Annotated in this window: 14 protein-coding genes; 4 read left to right on the forward strand and 10 right to left on the reverse strand. The window is 40.9% G+C overall.

Annotated elements, in window-relative coordinates; translation table 11 throughout:
* Positions 1-32: 32 nt before the first annotated feature.
* Complete coding sequence (locus tag ACP7A0_RS16220) at positions 33-3,413, reverse strand: CheR family methyltransferase (protein WP_426005765.1); 3,381 nt, start codon at positions 3,411-3,413, stop codon at positions 33-35.
* Positions 3,414-3,556: 143 nt separating this feature from the next.
* Here ACP7A0_RS16220 and ACP7A0_RS16225 point away from each other — a divergent pair, with 143 nt between their 5' ends.
* The gene (locus ACP7A0_RS16225) at positions 3,557-4,201 is read left to right on the forward strand and encodes a spore coat protein (protein ID WP_012009386.1); all 645 of its coding nucleotides are present in this window, start codon (positions 3,557-3,559) and stop codon (positions 4,199-4,201) included.
* Between the two features lie 26 nt (positions 4,202-4,227).
* On the opposite strand, the gene ACP7A0_RS16230 is transcribed toward ACP7A0_RS16225, so the two are convergent.
* Entirely contained in the window at positions 4,228-5,103 is an 876-nt protein-coding gene (locus ACP7A0_RS16230; protein ID WP_106031645.1) for a hypothetical protein, read from the reverse strand.
* Positions 5,104-5,259: 156 nt separating this feature from the next.
* Positions 5,260-5,766: a YhcN/YlaJ family sporulation lipoprotein gene (locus ACP7A0_RS16235; RefSeq protein ID WP_034663773.1), complete on the reverse strand. Its 507-nt coding sequence runs from the start codon at positions 5,764-5,766 to the stop codon at positions 5,260-5,262.
* A gap of 152 nt (positions 5,767-5,918) precedes the next feature.
* On the opposite strand from ACP7A0_RS16235, the gene ACP7A0_RS16240 reads away from it, so the two are divergent.
* Positions 5,919-6,317, forward strand: coding sequence for a hypothetical protein (locus ACP7A0_RS16240; protein WP_034663775.1), 399 nt, complete (start codon positions 5,919-5,921; stop codon positions 6,315-6,317).
* A 34-nt stretch (positions 6,318-6,351) separates the two neighbouring features.
* On the opposite strand, the gene ACP7A0_RS16245 is transcribed toward ACP7A0_RS16240, so the two are convergent.
* Positions 6,352-6,732 carry a hypothetical protein gene (locus ACP7A0_RS16245; protein ID WP_060595841.1) on the reverse strand — a complete coding sequence of 127 codons (381 nt, stop codon included), beginning with the start codon at positions 6,730-6,732 and terminating at the stop codon, positions 6,352-6,354.
* Positions 6,733-6,830: 98 nt separating this feature from the next.
* On the opposite strand from ACP7A0_RS16245, the gene ACP7A0_RS16250 reads away from it, so the two are divergent.
* The gene (locus ACP7A0_RS16250) at positions 6,831-7,922 is read left to right on the forward strand and encodes a diguanylate cyclase (RefSeq protein ID WP_034663781.1); all 1,092 of its coding nucleotides are present in this window, start codon (positions 6,831-6,833) and stop codon (positions 7,920-7,922) included.
* 211 nt (positions 7,923-8,133) lie between these two features.
* Positions 8,134-8,334: a cold shock-like protein CspB gene (cspB, locus tag ACP7A0_RS16255; RefSeq protein WP_003212277.1), complete on the forward strand. Its 201-nt coding sequence runs from the start codon at positions 8,134-8,136 to the stop codon at positions 8,332-8,334.
* Between the two features lie 111 nt (positions 8,335-8,445).
* On the opposite strand, the gene ACP7A0_RS16260 is transcribed toward cspB, so the two are convergent.
* From ACP7A0_RS16260 to ACP7A0_RS16285, 6 genes are all read right to left on the reverse strand, one after another.
* Complete coding sequence (locus ACP7A0_RS16260) at positions 8,446-8,805, reverse strand: hypothetical protein (protein WP_426005769.1); 360 nt, start codon at positions 8,803-8,805, stop codon at positions 8,446-8,448.
* A gap of 13 nt (positions 8,806-8,818) precedes the next feature.
* Complete coding sequence (locus ACP7A0_RS16265) at positions 8,819-9,343, reverse strand: flavodoxin family protein (protein WP_034663787.1); 525 nt, start codon at positions 9,341-9,343, stop codon at positions 8,819-8,821.
* A 17-nt stretch (positions 9,344-9,360) separates the two neighbouring features.
* Positions 9,361-10,980 (reverse strand): DHA2 family efflux MFS transporter permease subunit, encoded by a 1,620-nt coding sequence (locus tag ACP7A0_RS16270; RefSeq protein ID WP_034663790.1) that lies wholly within the window; start codon positions 10,978-10,980, stop codon positions 9,361-9,363.
* A gap of 39 nt (positions 10,981-11,019) precedes the next feature.
* A complete protein-coding gene (locus tag ACP7A0_RS16275) occupies positions 11,020-11,652 on the reverse strand; it encodes an HlyD family efflux transporter periplasmic adaptor subunit (protein WP_034663794.1) in 633 nt (210 codons plus the stop codon).
* A gap of 363 nt (positions 11,653-12,015) precedes the next feature.
* Positions 12,016-13,179, reverse strand: a complete 1,164-nt coding sequence (gene yhbH, locus ACP7A0_RS16280) for a sporulation protein YhbH (RefSeq protein WP_060595839.1) — start codon at positions 13,177-13,179, stop codon at positions 12,016-12,018.
* A 139-nt stretch (positions 13,180-13,318) separates the two neighbouring features.
* Entirely contained in the window at positions 13,319-15,214 is a 1,896-nt protein-coding gene (locus ACP7A0_RS16285) for a PrkA family serine protein kinase (protein WP_034663803.1), read from the reverse strand.
* Positions 15,215-15,433 lie beyond the last annotated feature (219 nt).

Genomic DNA, 15,433 nt, shown 5'->3' on the forward strand with positions numbered 1-15,433 from the left:
GTTGAATGGATTTCATGTAAAACTTGTCTTTTTTAACTCATCGGAAAGGTAATAATCACACGTGTTCCCTCAAAGCTTTTACTTTCAAAACGAATGGTGCCGCCATGGCTTTCAATGATTTTAATGGTCATCATTAAACCAAGGCCTGTCCCCTTTTCTTTTGTAGTATAAAAAGGTTCACCGAGCTTCCCTATTTCGTCCTCTGGTATTCCCTTTCCTTGGTCTTCAAATATCAACATCATTTGATGATCTTTCATGAGAGAGGTCACCTTGATGACACCTGTCACACCATCCATCGCTTCAATTCCGTTTTTAAGGATGTTCAGGAAGACTTGTTTTAATTCATTCGGAATGCCTTGAATGTTAGGGAGAGATGGAGACAGATTTTTCTGAATGGACACGCCTTTTAAGACCGCCTGGGATTCAACAACCATGATCACTTCTTCGAGCAGAAGATTGACATGTACCGGTTCAAATTTCACCGATTTGCTTCTAGAAAGAACGAGGAATTCATTAATAATTGACTCGAGCCGATTAAACTCTGACATCATCACATCTGCATAATCTTTCTGATACTTCTTACTTTGAATCATCAGCTGTAAAAATCCTTTTAACGATGTCAGCGGGTTCCGTATCTCATGAGCGATACCTGCTGCAAGCTGCCCTACTGCCGACAGCATCTCTGATTTCATCAGCATCTTCTCTGACTGCTTTTGATTGGTGATATCCTCTGAAATCCGCATCACGGTTGACTGCATTTTGTCAGGATCATCGATTCGATGTAAAGAGACTCTCTCCCATCGTTCGCACCCAGATAAATCTTGAAAGTACAGCTCACCTGTCCAGCTGCCCTCTTTTAAACAAACCTTCCATTGCTTCTCTAAATCATCACATTGACATAGCGAATGGTAGACAGAAAAAATATCTTTGCCGATCAGGTCATATTCATGCTGCTGGACGAACTGACAGAAACGCTGATTCACGCATTGGATGACCCCTTCCTCCGTTGCAACAACAATATGAATGTGGCTGTTATCAAGCGCCGTCACCGCTAGATGAAGCGACTGTTTGATTTTCGTTACTTCGGTCATTTTAATCCAAGTCATCACCGCTCCTTCATGCTCTTGATCAAAGATAGGTGTGATGTGAACGGTGAATTGCTCTCCTTCGTTCGTTTCAATTTCACGTTCGATCGCGCGCCTATCCGAAATGACGGATTGGATATCATGATAGAGCGTTTCCTGCGTAAGCTTTTTAGCCATCGACTGAAAGGATTGCTGATGCCTGGTTTTCGCTGAAGTAAATAAAGAGGCAGCTGTAGGAGTGTAATAGCGAATATTCATGTCCCTGTCCACAAACAACGTCGCAAGCTCCGGCTTGACAGAGGGTCTGTACAGTTTTTCTCTTGTCACCCTTAAGTTGTTTATGATATTAATAAAATGCTCGTGTTTTTTCTCAAACTCCTCTAATTGCGTGTGTTTCGCTTTTAATTGAGCCCTTGCCTCCTGCTCCTTTTGTTTGACTTCATTGAGTTCATTTTCTAAATCGACAATACGCTGTTGATAGACTGAATTCTGATCTGACATTCCTTTGCCCCTGCCGTTATTTTGATTTTTTCCTCTCTCATTCATTCGAATGAGAATGACGTAAACTCCCTTAAAACGGCGGTCAAAACTTTTCACGGTAAAATCTGCATACTGCTTGCTACCTTTTTCCGAAATGAGAACATGTTGAAACACAACCTCTGTCTCGTCTGTCCACACCTTTTGAAAGGTTTGACTCAACATCTCTTTCATATAATCAGGTGTTACATATTCACATGCTTGATCTGACACTTCTGTATGGTCTAAAAAAGAATACGCACCATTTGATAATGCCAGGATTTCGTCACTATCGTTGATAATCATACATGCATCATAATCCTCGCTTACTTCTTGCATATATTGTGCGGCTCGCGCTTTCAACTCGATATCACGAGCATTTAGTGCCCAAGGGACATGTGGTTTAGAAACGTTTGAATGGGTGTAAATGTTCCATTTTTCATTGAACAAATGAAACAAACGAGGGATATTGGGTACAGTTTCATTTGGCCCTAATATCAACATCCCTTGATCTTTTAAAGCATATTGGAATCGGGACAATACTCGTTTTTGCACTTCAGGCTGGAAGTACATCAGAACATTTCGGCAGCTGATAAAATCGAGGTGGATAAAAGGTGAATCGATCAATAAATTGTGAGGTGCAAAGACAATATGTTTTCTAAGCGACTGCTTCACAATAAAAGCGTCACCTTTCCTTTCGAAATATCGCGCCCGCCATTTTTCCGGCATCCTTGCCATAGACTCTACTGAGTAAAGACCTTTACTAGCTGTTTGAATGGCTTTCCGGTTGATATCTGTTGCAAATACTTGAAGTTCGATGGTCACTTGTCTTCGCTTCATTTCTTCTAAAAATAAGATCGTAAAAGAATAGGCCTCCTCTCCTGTCGAACATCCCGCAATCCAAATACGGCATCTAGATTTCCCGTTTTTCACCGCATTTTCAATGATCGACGGAATGATCTGATGTTCACATACACGAAAAGCCTCCATATCCCTAAAAAAAGACGTCATACCGCTTAAAAGCTGCGCGTGCAGGCGATCAAGCTCATCTGGTTCTCTTTCTAATAAGCAGTCGTACTCTGATAATAATGAAATCCGTTTTTTTGCAATCCTCATTCGTTTTTGAATGACAGATAGCAGCCTTTTCTTTTGATAGGTTGAAAAGGCAATGCCTTTATACATTTCAAGACGTTCAATAATTCTCAGTAAAACAGGATCTGCCTCATCGACATGCGGGACGTTGATGATATTGGCGATATATGCCGCAAGGGTTGAAGGATCTTTGAATGTTTGTTGATACAAGGTGTCAAAACCGCTTTCTACCTCACTGCACGATAAAGCTGTACCGCCTTGCTCAACCAACTGAAGCAAGCCACTTCCCACACAATGACCTTTTTGAAAGAAAATCGCAAAAGCCTCTTCCTTTTGAACGCTGGCAAGAGACTGAAAAAGCAAGTCCACAGAGCAAGCCATGCACGCCGGCAGCTGCTCTGATAGGTGCAGCCGCTGATCTTCTGTTAACGTCACAACCGCATGCTGTGGACAAAAATAAATCGTCTTCTTCATGACTTTCTCACCATGTTTAATCGTTTTTGCCCGGTAGCCAATCGGTAAAACAAGTGCTTCCAAATCAGTTATACAATCGTCCGTCACATGATTTTGCACAACAATAAAAGAGGCATTTAATTCATGTGGAAATGATTGAAAAAAAGCCTCAAGATGATGCTGTTCAAACGGCGAAACACCGATGCCAATCACTGGTGCCTGCACATGTTCGTCTTCTATCAAACGATTAATGATTTTGTCCTGCATCTGGTACCCCCATGTTCATTCGTCTGATACTTTTTTTCGACAAAAAGGAAGAAAACCCTCTAATTGTAAATAATGTTTTTGCATGAAAGAAGGAAAACATCCTCACATTAAAACAGATTGTATAAACAGAAGGAGGAATCTCAATGCAAAACGATCAGCAACCAATGTTTCAAGGAAGCGCTCCCCAGCCCGAGCTCAATCATGGCGGACATGAGTTATTCGATTTACATGAAATTTTAGCCGGCACGATTAATATTTTGGATCAGTATATGATCCTGCGGCAGTTTATTCAGGATCCTGCATTATCCGACATCTTGGATCGACAATACCAATTCGTTTTATCTCAGTACAATGTCACTGTAGATTGTTTTTCTACTGGACAAAAGCCTAGTGAAGAAACCGCTACTTATATGATGAAAGAGCACACACAAGTGACGTACGGGATCAAGCCTTCTCAGCCGAAGAAGCCGAATCAGTCATTACAGGATGTAAAAGACTTGGGCATCACAGGGCATATGCTCAGCCTGGTCAAATCACATGCTGGATTACTTTCCATGTCTGCATTAGAAGTAACAAATCCAGTTGTCAGACGTGTGCTTGCTGCGCAAATCCCGAACTTTATTGAAATGGCGTATGAAATTTTCTTGTATCAAAACAAGCATGGCTACTATCAAGTTCCCCAGCTTTCCAGACAAGACATGACAGCCATGACGTCAGCTTTCGCGCCGCTTCAGGGGCAGGTTCAAATGCCGCCAAGCAAAGCCAATCAGCAAAAGCCCCTTCATTAAAAAAACGGCTGACCCCTTTTCTCTGGTCAGCCGTTTTTTCTTTGATACATCTTGTTAAACTGATCTTCAAAATCTGCGAGCCGCTCCCCTGTCGCCTGTTCAAAGCCTTTAGCAAATTGACCTGTTTTCGCCGTTTCCTGCATGATCTCATGTATGATGTCTCGTCCGTAAAGCTGCACCAGCTCATAGACCATATAGTAGCTTTGCAAATAGACATCTGTCTCATACGTCATCCGGGCGTCCTGCCAATCTTGATCGGAATGAAGAGATTGAAAGGGAATGACGTCGAACCGTTCAGACGTGGCATTTAACACGTCATAGGCCGTCCATTCTGCTGTTCCTTCATGGAACCAAAGCGGAAAGATCACTGGAGACACTTCATAAGAATGAGCTTTTTCATAGAAAACAAAGTGAGCATATTCATGAATAAATAACGTGTTGAAAAAGTATAAAGGCAGTGTCTCTTTCTTCAATAATGCTTCCCGTTTATCTGGATATAATCCAATCATTTGATCATGATCGGAGTAAAAACCCGTAATATGCTTGATTCCGGCAAATTGCTCGATCGTCTCTTTATCATCAAAATAAATAATGTCTAAAGGTTTGTCAGTTTCAAACTGAAACACTGACGCTGTCCTCTTCTTTGCCTGATCCATGGCCTCGATTGTCAGGTCAACAAAAGCGTCCTCTTCCTCTGCATAGTATATTCTAATATGTTCATAAACTTGCTTATTGAGTCCCTCCGTTAATATGGTTTTAGGAGAAGACTGCTGCTCTAAATATTGTCCTGTCAGCTGAAACGCAACATAAATCAAGTACGCGGTGAAAGCATAAAAAATGAGACCTGCTGCAATCATTCCGCCTACAAGCTTTTTATGAATCAATGACGGCTTGGCTTTCATTTGCTCCCCACCTGAATTCATCCTGCAGCCTCTTTCTCTTTCTATGAAGAAACAAAGATCAACAAGAGGTGATATATTTTTTACTTTATGCAGTCAGGTGTGCAAGGTGCGGTTCCAAACAAAAAAGCCGCATATGACATACGGCTTTTGTCGTAGCTATTTTGATTCAGGGAAGACACGCCGAACCGTTTCAGTAAATTCATCGAAAAATCCTGAAATTGGCTCTCCGCTTCTAATACGTTTTCCGTATCCTTCCATACGATCGATAAAGTCTGGATTCGCAGATACATACACGTTGTCGATTTGTTGATCCGTTGATTTGACTTTGTCTGAAATTTTCTTTTTCAGATCGTCCGTCACATTACCGCTTTTATCGCCTTCAAGCATAACGGCAACAAATGCATTTTTTCCTGTGACAAGCACGTTCGCTGTTTTCACTTCAGACATGTTGGCTACAAGCTCTGACGCTTTATCTGCCACTTTGACCTTCTGAGGTGTTTGAACATTTGGTTCGTCCTGTCTCATATTGTCATTCTTATATGTGACATTTTCATACTGTCGTTTCATTGTTCCTCTTCGCTCATCGCCCTGGTTGTTCATGCCACATCCAGTGGTGATCAATGTTGGAACGAGTAGTAAAGATAGCATCCATTTCTTATTCATCAATTATTCCCTCCTTTTGCTCATAGGTTTTTCATCCAGCCGGCTTTTTATGCACACATTTCTATTTCATAAAATGAATTCATAATTCAGCCTGCTTTGGTCATCCTAAACATGATGAAGAAGTATCATCATGATCAAATGGAGGGATTCGTTTGTTTAAGAAAAGAAAAGGCATGAGCACTGGCGCAATGATTGCAGTATCAACAGCCATCATTGCATTATTTTCTCCGGTTTTACGAAGAAGGCTGAAAAGCATGACGCAAATGAATATGTCTTCAATGATGAAAGGAAAAAGCCATCAGCACCATGACTCATCTCGTCACGAGTCACACGCACAGAATGAATCAAAGGGAACTGCGGAAATCGGACAAATGATGAAGCAGGCATTCACTGCTGTACAGCCAAATCATACGAATCAGCACCAATCGACATCAAGAAACCATCAGCCAAGAGAGTCTTATGCACAGTCTCTCCATATTGATGAAAGTGTCATGAATGTGATGGATGATGAATCAATCCAGCAAGTAATCAATGACATCGAGCACAAATAAGAAAACAGGAGCCTTCATAAATAGAGGCTCCTGTTTATTCTCCTGAAAAATGTTCTTTCACCATCACAGAGAAGAAAGGTAAAAAGGTGATTTCAACTGTTGTGATAAAATCGTCATAAGCTTCTACTATGATTAAGAGCTCTTTCTCGTTTGGCCTGTCCTTTTTTATCTCTACATGCTGCACGGTTTTAAAATCATATATGCCTAAAACAGATGCCTCTTTTTTTCGAACAGCCTTTAACGTAAATTCTTGACTTCCAAGGTACATCGTGACAACGAAGCGCTCGTCTTGATTTTCAAATCGAAATGTCAGGTTTTGATATTCAATAGGCATACCTCTCTCGAACCTTTCATCAGGCTCCGTTTCAAAAAAAGAAAGCCAGTCCGTTTCATCTGGGAAGCGTTTTCCTCGCATGTGTTTCGATCCCCTCATAAGTGAAATTTTTATTAATTATCCTTTTTCCCCTTTTCTTTTGCAACAAATTTTAGTAATTTTAAAAAGGTGATTTTATTTTGCTAAGAGACCTCTTTATTAATTTAACAATTCTTGTCACTTTCCATTATTTATTTATGCTTGTGTTTAAAGAGAATTTTCTGAAGAAAGAAGATACCCTGCTCAGACAGCTATGCAAAGGCATTCTTTCTGGATTACTCGGTGTCCTTTTAATGTTCTTCTCTATCAAAGCAGGTCCAGCCATCATCGATTTAAGACATATCCCCCTTATTTTAACGGCCTTTTATGGAGGCATCGTCCAAACCATCATTGCAGCCTGTGTTGTGATCATTGGCCGATTATTAATTGATGCCAACGTTGGTTCTTTCATCAATATTTTTTCCATGATGATCATTGCAACAGCCTCTTTTTTAATTGCTGAGCGCCATATGAATCAAGTTGCGAAAATGCTTTTGTCCATTACGATCAGCAATGTGATTGCAACTTTTTTGTTTATTACGATTGCACATGAGACCTCTATTGAAGTCCATTCTGCCTATTGGATGTTCTCATATGTTGCAGGACTGTTTAACTTTTACGTCATTGAGCATCAAACAAAAGCATATCAGCTGTTAAATTTGTATAAATTCCAAGCTCATTATGACTTTTTAACAGGTGTTTTAAATAAACGGAAGTTCGATGAGGTCTTAAGTGATGCTTTTTCTATGAAATTTAAGCAGCCTATCCATCAAATGTCCCTTATTTACTTAGACATCGATTACTTCAAATCCATCAATGACCAATATGGACATCATGAGGGAGATATGGTTTTAAAAGAAATCGGAAAAAGGTTGATGAAAAACACAAGAAGCTCTGATTATATTGGCCGGATCGGCGGTGAGGAATTTGCTGTCCTTCTACCAAATTGTACAGTTGAAAAAACATGGCAGATTGCAGAACGCTTACGGAGAAAAATAGCAGATCAGCCGATATATTTACAAAATGGCATGTCCATTCATATCACAGTATCACTTGGGTGTGCTTATTACCCCGGAACAAGTGCAGACATCAAACAATTACCGATTATGGCTGATCAGGAGCTCTATAAAGCGAAGCAGTCTGGCCGAAATCAAGTGAGCTTCTCAGAGAGAAAAAGAGGCCAATTAATATAGGCTTTTTCCTCAATTTGTTAGCGCTAATTATTTTTAAAAAAGTTTTCGTATAACAGTTGTTTTTTCCCGCAAACACTGGTAAAGTAAAGGTAATTATTTTTGTTCGTATCATCTTTAAGAAGAAAGTTTTGAAAGAGTTTTCGTCTTTGAAGTTTGTGTAAGAGCAAGAATAGTGAATTTAAGCGTTAAGATCGCTTTAGGAGGAAATTTCATGTTAGAAGGTAAAGTAAAATGGTTCAACTCTGAAAAAGGTTTCGGATTCATCGAAGTAGAAGGTCAAGACGATGTATTCGTTCACTTCTCTGCTATCCAAGGCGAAGGCTTCAAAACTTTAGAAGAAGGTCAAGCAGTTTCTTTCGAAATCGTTGAAGGTAACCGTGGACCACAAGCTGCTAACGTTAACAAAGCGTAATTTAAGAGCATCTGCTCTTTAGCACTTTATAGAGTGAAGGAAAACCGTCCGGCTTCTGCCGGCGGTTTTTTTGTGCCATAAAAAAAGAGAACCTGCGAGAGGTTCTCTTTTTTATTTGTCCTTCTGCTTTAGCTTCTGTAAAGCAGAACGATACATATCATCATTCATTTTTGTCTCTGGTTCTTCTTCTTTGACAGGTGGTTCTGGCTGCTTAAACTTTTGAAGCGCCTGTCTATAAAAATCATCGCCAGACACTCGTTCATCCGTTTGAGAAGGCTTTGACGCTTCCTCTTCTTCTTCAGGCTCTACAGGTCTCGCCGCAACTTCTGACTCGCTGTGCGGCACGTCAGGCTGATTGGGCATATCTTCTTTGATCTCTTTCTTCTCGACCGAAGCGTGTCTGACATTGAACGCTACTAATCCGATAATGACTAGAACAGCAGCTACTAACGCTACAATAATCGTCGCCAAAAGAACCCTCTCCTTATCGCTTAAATGACGCAGTGACTGATGCTACACGTCTTCCTAATGCTTTGCCGAGTTCAATGCCTTCTGTAGAAATCACTTCATCAGAATCAATCGGACATGTCACACCTGCTCCATAGTAAGAGCCGTATAAAGCATTCTCTGGCACATTTCCAGGAAGGCCAACGACAAGCATCCCTTGATGGAACATTGGTGTAATCAAATTATGCATCGTCATTTCTAAACCGCCGTGCGTTGTAGCAGTTGTACAGAAAACGGCACCGACTTTATCGATCAGTTTTCCCTCTGCCCATAGGTAGCCAAGACGGTCAATCCATGTCTTTAACCCAGAACTAATGGTACCAAAGTGACCAGGGCAGCCCCAAATGATCGCATCCATTTGATCCAGCTTGCGAATATCCGCATCTTTCACGTGATCGACGAATACTTCAGCTTGCTCTGTTTCACCTGCGCCTGCTGCAATTGCTTCTGCCAGTGCTTTTGTATGGTCACCTTCACTATCGTATACGACATAAATTTTCATGTACGGTCCCTCCACACTTATCTTGCATCTTGGTTTGCTTCCTTAGGTGCTGGAAGCAGTGTCATTTCTTGTTTTTTATGCTGCTGATCTTTTCGCTTTTTATCCTTACGTACATCACGCAGGAACAAGCTGAGAATGACACCAGCGGCACAGAATAACGTTACCCACATGTAAGCATCATTGATGCCCATTACGTTTGAATCGACCTGTGCTTTCGTAAAGAGCTGGGTGGATACATATTTTTGAGCAGCTTCAGCTGTCATGCCCATATGATGCATCACATTCGACACAGCCGCCTGGAATGAATTCATAAAGAACGGGTCCGCTGTATTTGTTTGATCCGCCATATTGGAATAATGGAATGTTGTCCGATTCGTATAAATCGTTGTGATCAAACTCGTACCGATCGAACCGCTAATTTGTCTTAATGTATTAGACATCGCTGTACCATGGCTGTTTAAGTGCTGTGGTAATTGGTTCATCCCAGCTGTCATCACCGGCATCATAAGGAGTGACATACCGAATGCACGAACTGCATACATGAGCACAATGTGACTATACGATGTATCAATGGTCAGCCTTGTAAACTCGAATGTGGTGACAACGGTAATGAGCATCCCCACAATCGCAAGCGGACGAGGTCCAAATTTATCAAACAAAATCCCTGAAATCGGGGACATAATCAGCATCGCAAGTGCCCCTGGAAGCATTAATAGCCCGGATTGCAATGCCGTAAACCCAACGAGGTTCTGCAGATAAATCGGAAGTAAGAACATCCCAGTGTATAAGGCAACTGTAATAATAATATTAATGACACTTGATAATGAGAAGATGCTGTATTTAAACACGCGGAAATCAAGCATCGGATTATCAGCTTTCAGCTGTTGGAAAATAAAGAGAATGATCGCAATCGCACCAACAATAATCGTCGATAAGACGATCGGATCTGTCCAGCCATCACTTCCCGCTTCACTCACTCCGTATAGAAGCGAAGCAAAACCAACGATGGAAAGAATCGCACCAAGGCTGTCCAGCTTGATTTTTTTAGGCTCTACAATATTTCTAAACATAAAGAAAGCCGCGATAATGACAATCGCTCCGATTGGTACAAGTCCATAAAACATAATACGCCAAGAATAATGTTCAATAATATAACCAGATAATGTTGGTCCTACCGCAGGAGCAAACATCATCGCAAGACCGAAAATCCCCATTCCTTTCCCTCTGTTTTCCGGAGGGAAAATAAAAAGGATTGTTGTCATCACGAGCGGCTGCAGGATACCGCCGCCGATTGCCTGAATCAAACGACCGATGAGCATCGTTGAAAAGTTCGGCGCAATCCCGCAAATAAAGGTCCCTAGTGTAAACGAGATCATGGCGACTAGAAATAAGCTGCGCTGTCCAAAGCGTGTGATTAAAAACGCAGATAACGGAATCAGCACACCGTTGACAAGCATATAACCTGTTGTAAGCCACTGAATCGTCGTTGCACTCACATTAAATTCAGTCATTAAATGGGGCATGGCTACGTTCAGAAGCGTTTGGTTCAAAATCGCTACGAACAAGCCGGCCATTAAAATGATCAGTAAAGACAAGGAGCCTGCTCCCTGTTTTGTTGCTGCAGGTTGATTTGCCATCTCAGACAACCTCCTTTCATTTTTTGATATCAAACATCATTAAGATGAAATTTTGACAGAAGCATTCATACCAGGAAGTACTTTGTCTGATGGATTTTTAATTGAAATTTTCACTGCTACTTTTTGTGTGACTTTTGTATAGTTACCACTTGAATTTGTTGCTGGCAGCATATTGAATGTTGAGTTTGTCGCATAACCAATTTGTTCAACTGTTCCTTCAAATGTTGTATCAGGATCACCATCTACCACGATGTCGACTTTGTCGCCTTTTTCAATACTTTTAATATCTGTTTCTTTGATATTCGCTGTGATGTAAAGCTTGCTTAAATCAATGGTTTCACCAAGAACTGTACCAGGCTGCACTTGTTGATTGTTTTGTACTTCTTTTTTGACTAATGTGCCATCAGCCACTGATTTAATGTTTGTTTTTGTTTCTCCTTCAACTTTTGCAACTGTGCTGTCTTTTTGCACTTCGTCACCTTCATTGATATCCCAGCCTTTGATTTGTCCAGCTGCTGGTGCTGTGATTTGATACATGTCACCTGTCACTTTCGCCTCGTCAGTTTTGACAAAATTTGTGCTTTCGTAGTAGTAATAAGCACCTCCGGCAATAATGGCAAGAATCACAATAAGGCCAATAATGTTCGTTAGCAATAAACGCCCTCTGTTCATGTTTTGTTTCTCCTTTCATGTATAAAAATATAGTGTCATCTGCTTTAGCAAACTTAGAATGCCCATCATCTGACAGAATATGAAACAAGCTCATAAAGCTGTTATTTCTCCTTCATCTACTCCGCCTGAAAAATGGTGTGCAGCCCATTTATACTTATTGTTCACTCATGAGCAAAGAGTAGAAAAAGAAGAAAAGACGATCGGCATCTTTTTTGAAAAACTTATATTTAACAAGATTAAATATTAATAAATGAAAATTGAAATGTCAAAGAGAAAGTTTTACTTTTTTTCTGGTGATCCCTTCCTTCTCCATACAAAAAACCCTTCAGCCCTTATGCTGAAAGGTTTTTTCAAATGTGCTATTTACGAAAGAACTTCTTCCTGCTGAAAAAATTTTTTTAGTGCGAGAAAAACATCTGATTTTTGCTTCAAAATATAATGCTTAAATTTCTCATCCTGTATATGCTTATATGCTGACATTAATGTAGAATGCCGGTTGTATTGATTCACTTCACCATAACAGAATAAATTGGCTTTTTTCATAATTTCAGAAACAAGCTTCACGCACCGTGCATTGTCTGAGGTCAAATTGTCTCCATCAGAAAAATGAAAAGGATAAATATTATATTGCGACGGCGGGTATCGTTCGTCTATGAGCTCTAGTGCCTTTCGATAGACAGAAGAGCAAATGGTCCCTCCGCTCTCGCCCCGCGAGAAGAAATGCTCTTCATCTACAACCTTCGCCTCCGTATGGTGGGCAATAAATTCAATATCGACCGTCTCATACTTTGTCCGTAAGAAACGTGTCATCCAAAAGAAAAAACTTCTCGCCATATATTTTTCCCAAAGCCCCATACTTCCGCTCGTATCCATCATCGCCAAAACGACGGCTTTCGACTCTGGTTTGGTCACTTCATTCCACGTCTTATATTTGATATCCTCTGGGTAGATTGGATAAAAGGAAGGACTGCCTGTCATCGCATTTCGTTTAAATGCCGACAGCATCGTTCGTTTTTTATGGATATTGCCTGTTAACCCGGTTTTGCGAATATCGTTAAACTCAATTTGCTCGACAATGATGTCGTCAAGCTCCTTTTGTTTAAGGTTTGGCAGCTTTAGCTCCCGAAACAGCGCTTCCTCAAGATCGATTAATGAGACCTCTGCTTCGTAATAATCCTCACCAGCCTGATCTCCAGCGCCCTGCCCCTTTCCTTGCCCTTGCTTACTGTCTGATCCATCGCGCGCGACAATATCTCCAACCTCGCTGTCTCCATCGCCTTGACCCACATGCTTATTTTTGTCGTAATTATACCGAATTTTATATTCATCTAACGAACGAATCGGAATTTTGACAACATCTTTTCCATTAGACATGATGATGCTTTCTTCTGTGACAAGATCCGGCAAATTATTTTTAATCGCTTCTTTGACTTTTTTCTGATGACGCTGCTGGTCGTCATAGCCTTTTCGATGGAGGGACCAGTCTTCCTGAGATACAATAAACTGACTTTTTTCTTGCCGGGACATCCATCCCCCTCCTCACCTGTTTGCACAATTCTTCTAACTACCGATTCCTTTATCCTATGCTGCTCGTCACCCAAGTTGACGATCATTTCTAAAAAAGACATTACCGGTGCAGGTGCGCCAATAATGCCTCCTTCATTTATTAACGATTGAGAAGACTGCCTACATATTTTAAAAGTTCATTTGCACTTGTTGAATTATAGCCATGTTCATCAATCAATCTAGCCACTACTTCATTGACCTTCTTCAGCTGCTGTTCATCCGGTGTCTTCGTTGACGTCGTAATTTTCACCACATCTTTTAGATCAGCAAACAGCTTCTTCTGAATCGCCTCTCGCAATCTCTCATGAGAATTATAATCAAAGCGTTTGCCCTTTCTCGCATAAGCCGAAATACGAATCAGAATTTCTTCTCTGAATGCCTTTTTGGCATTTTCAGAAATACCGATCTGCTCCTCAATTGAACGCATAAGCTTTTCATCAGGATTCATTTCTTCACCAGTTAACGGATCACGCAGCTTGTTTTTATTACAGTACGCCTCGACATTATCTAAGTAATTATCCATCAATGTTTTCGCAGACTCCTCATAGGAATACACAAATGCCTTTTGAACTTCCTTCTTCGCAATATCGTCGTACTCTTTTCGCGCAACAGAAATAAAATTCAAATAGCGCTCCCGGTCCTCGCTGGAGATAGACGGATGCTGATCGAGTCCTTCTTTTAACGAACGAAGGACATCCAGCGCATTGATCGATTCCATATTCTTTCGAATAATAGTGGAGGAAATTCGGTTAATCACATACCGCGGATCAATTCCGCTCATCCCTTCATCATGAAATTCCTTTTTCATCTCATCAATATCAGCAGATTGGAAGCCTTCGACACTCTCTCCATCATACAGACGCATTTTTTTCACCAAATCAATATCAGAACGCTTCGGCTCTTTGAGTCTTGTCAAAATGGAGAACATCGCTGCCACCTTCAGCGTATGCGGGGCAATATGCACATCAGAAACATCACTTTCTGAAATCATTTTATGATAAATGCGTTCCTCCTCTGTCACCTTCAAGTTATAAGGAATCGGCATCACAATAATTCTTGAGTGCAAGGCCTCGTTCTTTTTATTTGAAATAAACGACCGGTACTCGGTTTCATTCGTATGAGCGACAATCAATTCATCTGCACTAATCAAGGCAAAACGGCCTGCTTTAAAATTTCCTTCCTGCGTTAATGACAGAAGGTGCCATAGAAATTTCTCATCACACTTTAACATCTCCTGAAACTCCATCATCCCTCGGTTTGCTTTATTGAGTTCTCCATCAAAGCGGTAGGCCCTTGGATCTGACTCTGATCCAAATTCAGCAATGGTTGAAAAATCGATGCTTCCTGTTAAATCAGCAATGTCCTGAGATTTCGGATCAGATGGACTAAAGGTACCAATACCAGTTCGTTTATCCTCTGAGAAAAAGATCCGTTCAACCCTTACATCCTCAATTCGTCCGCCATATTCCTCTTCTAGCCTCATCATATTCAGAGGGGACAAATTCCCCTGCACACGAATGCCATATTCTCTATAGAAATCCTCCCGCAGATTTTGCGGAATAAGATGAAGCGGGTCTTCATGCATCGGGCAGCCTTTGATCGCATAGACTGCGCCATGATCTGTCAGTGAATATTCTTCTAGTCCTCTTTTCAGCCTAGTAACAAGCGTAGATTTCCCGCCGCTTACTGGTCCCATCAATAACAAAATACGCTTCCTCACATCGAGCCGCTTGGCAGCAGGGTGAAAATATTCCTCTACTAATCTTTCCAATGATTCCTCTAACCCAAAAAGTTCCTGATCAAAAAATTTGTACGTTCTGACCCCATTCTCCTCTTCAATCCCGCTGTCTTTAATCATATGATAAACGCGAGAATGAGCAGATTGAGCGACAAGTGGATTTTCCTTTATAATGTCTAAATAATCGCTGAATGTGCCTTCCCATTTGAGACGCTGCTCTTCTTCTCTGTGCTGTTCGATTTTCTTTAAAATATCCATATGAACCTCCTCTTTCAAGATTGAAGCAAGTAATCAGATACTGTTTTACAATCTATGCGGAGGCGTCCTATTACATGCTTTCGTTCTTCAAAATGACGAATTGGCAAACTGAATTGACAACCATCCGCAAGACCCTTCATAATAAAGGAAAAACAGGAGAAAAATGATCTCCTTCTCTTGCTTTTCAAGGCGAACTTCACACCATATGAAACAGGCAGC

It is taken from the genome of Bacillus sp. DWP3-1 (assembly GCF_049896565.1).
GTDB lineage: Bacteria > Bacillota > Bacilli > Bacillales > Bacillaceae > Bacillus.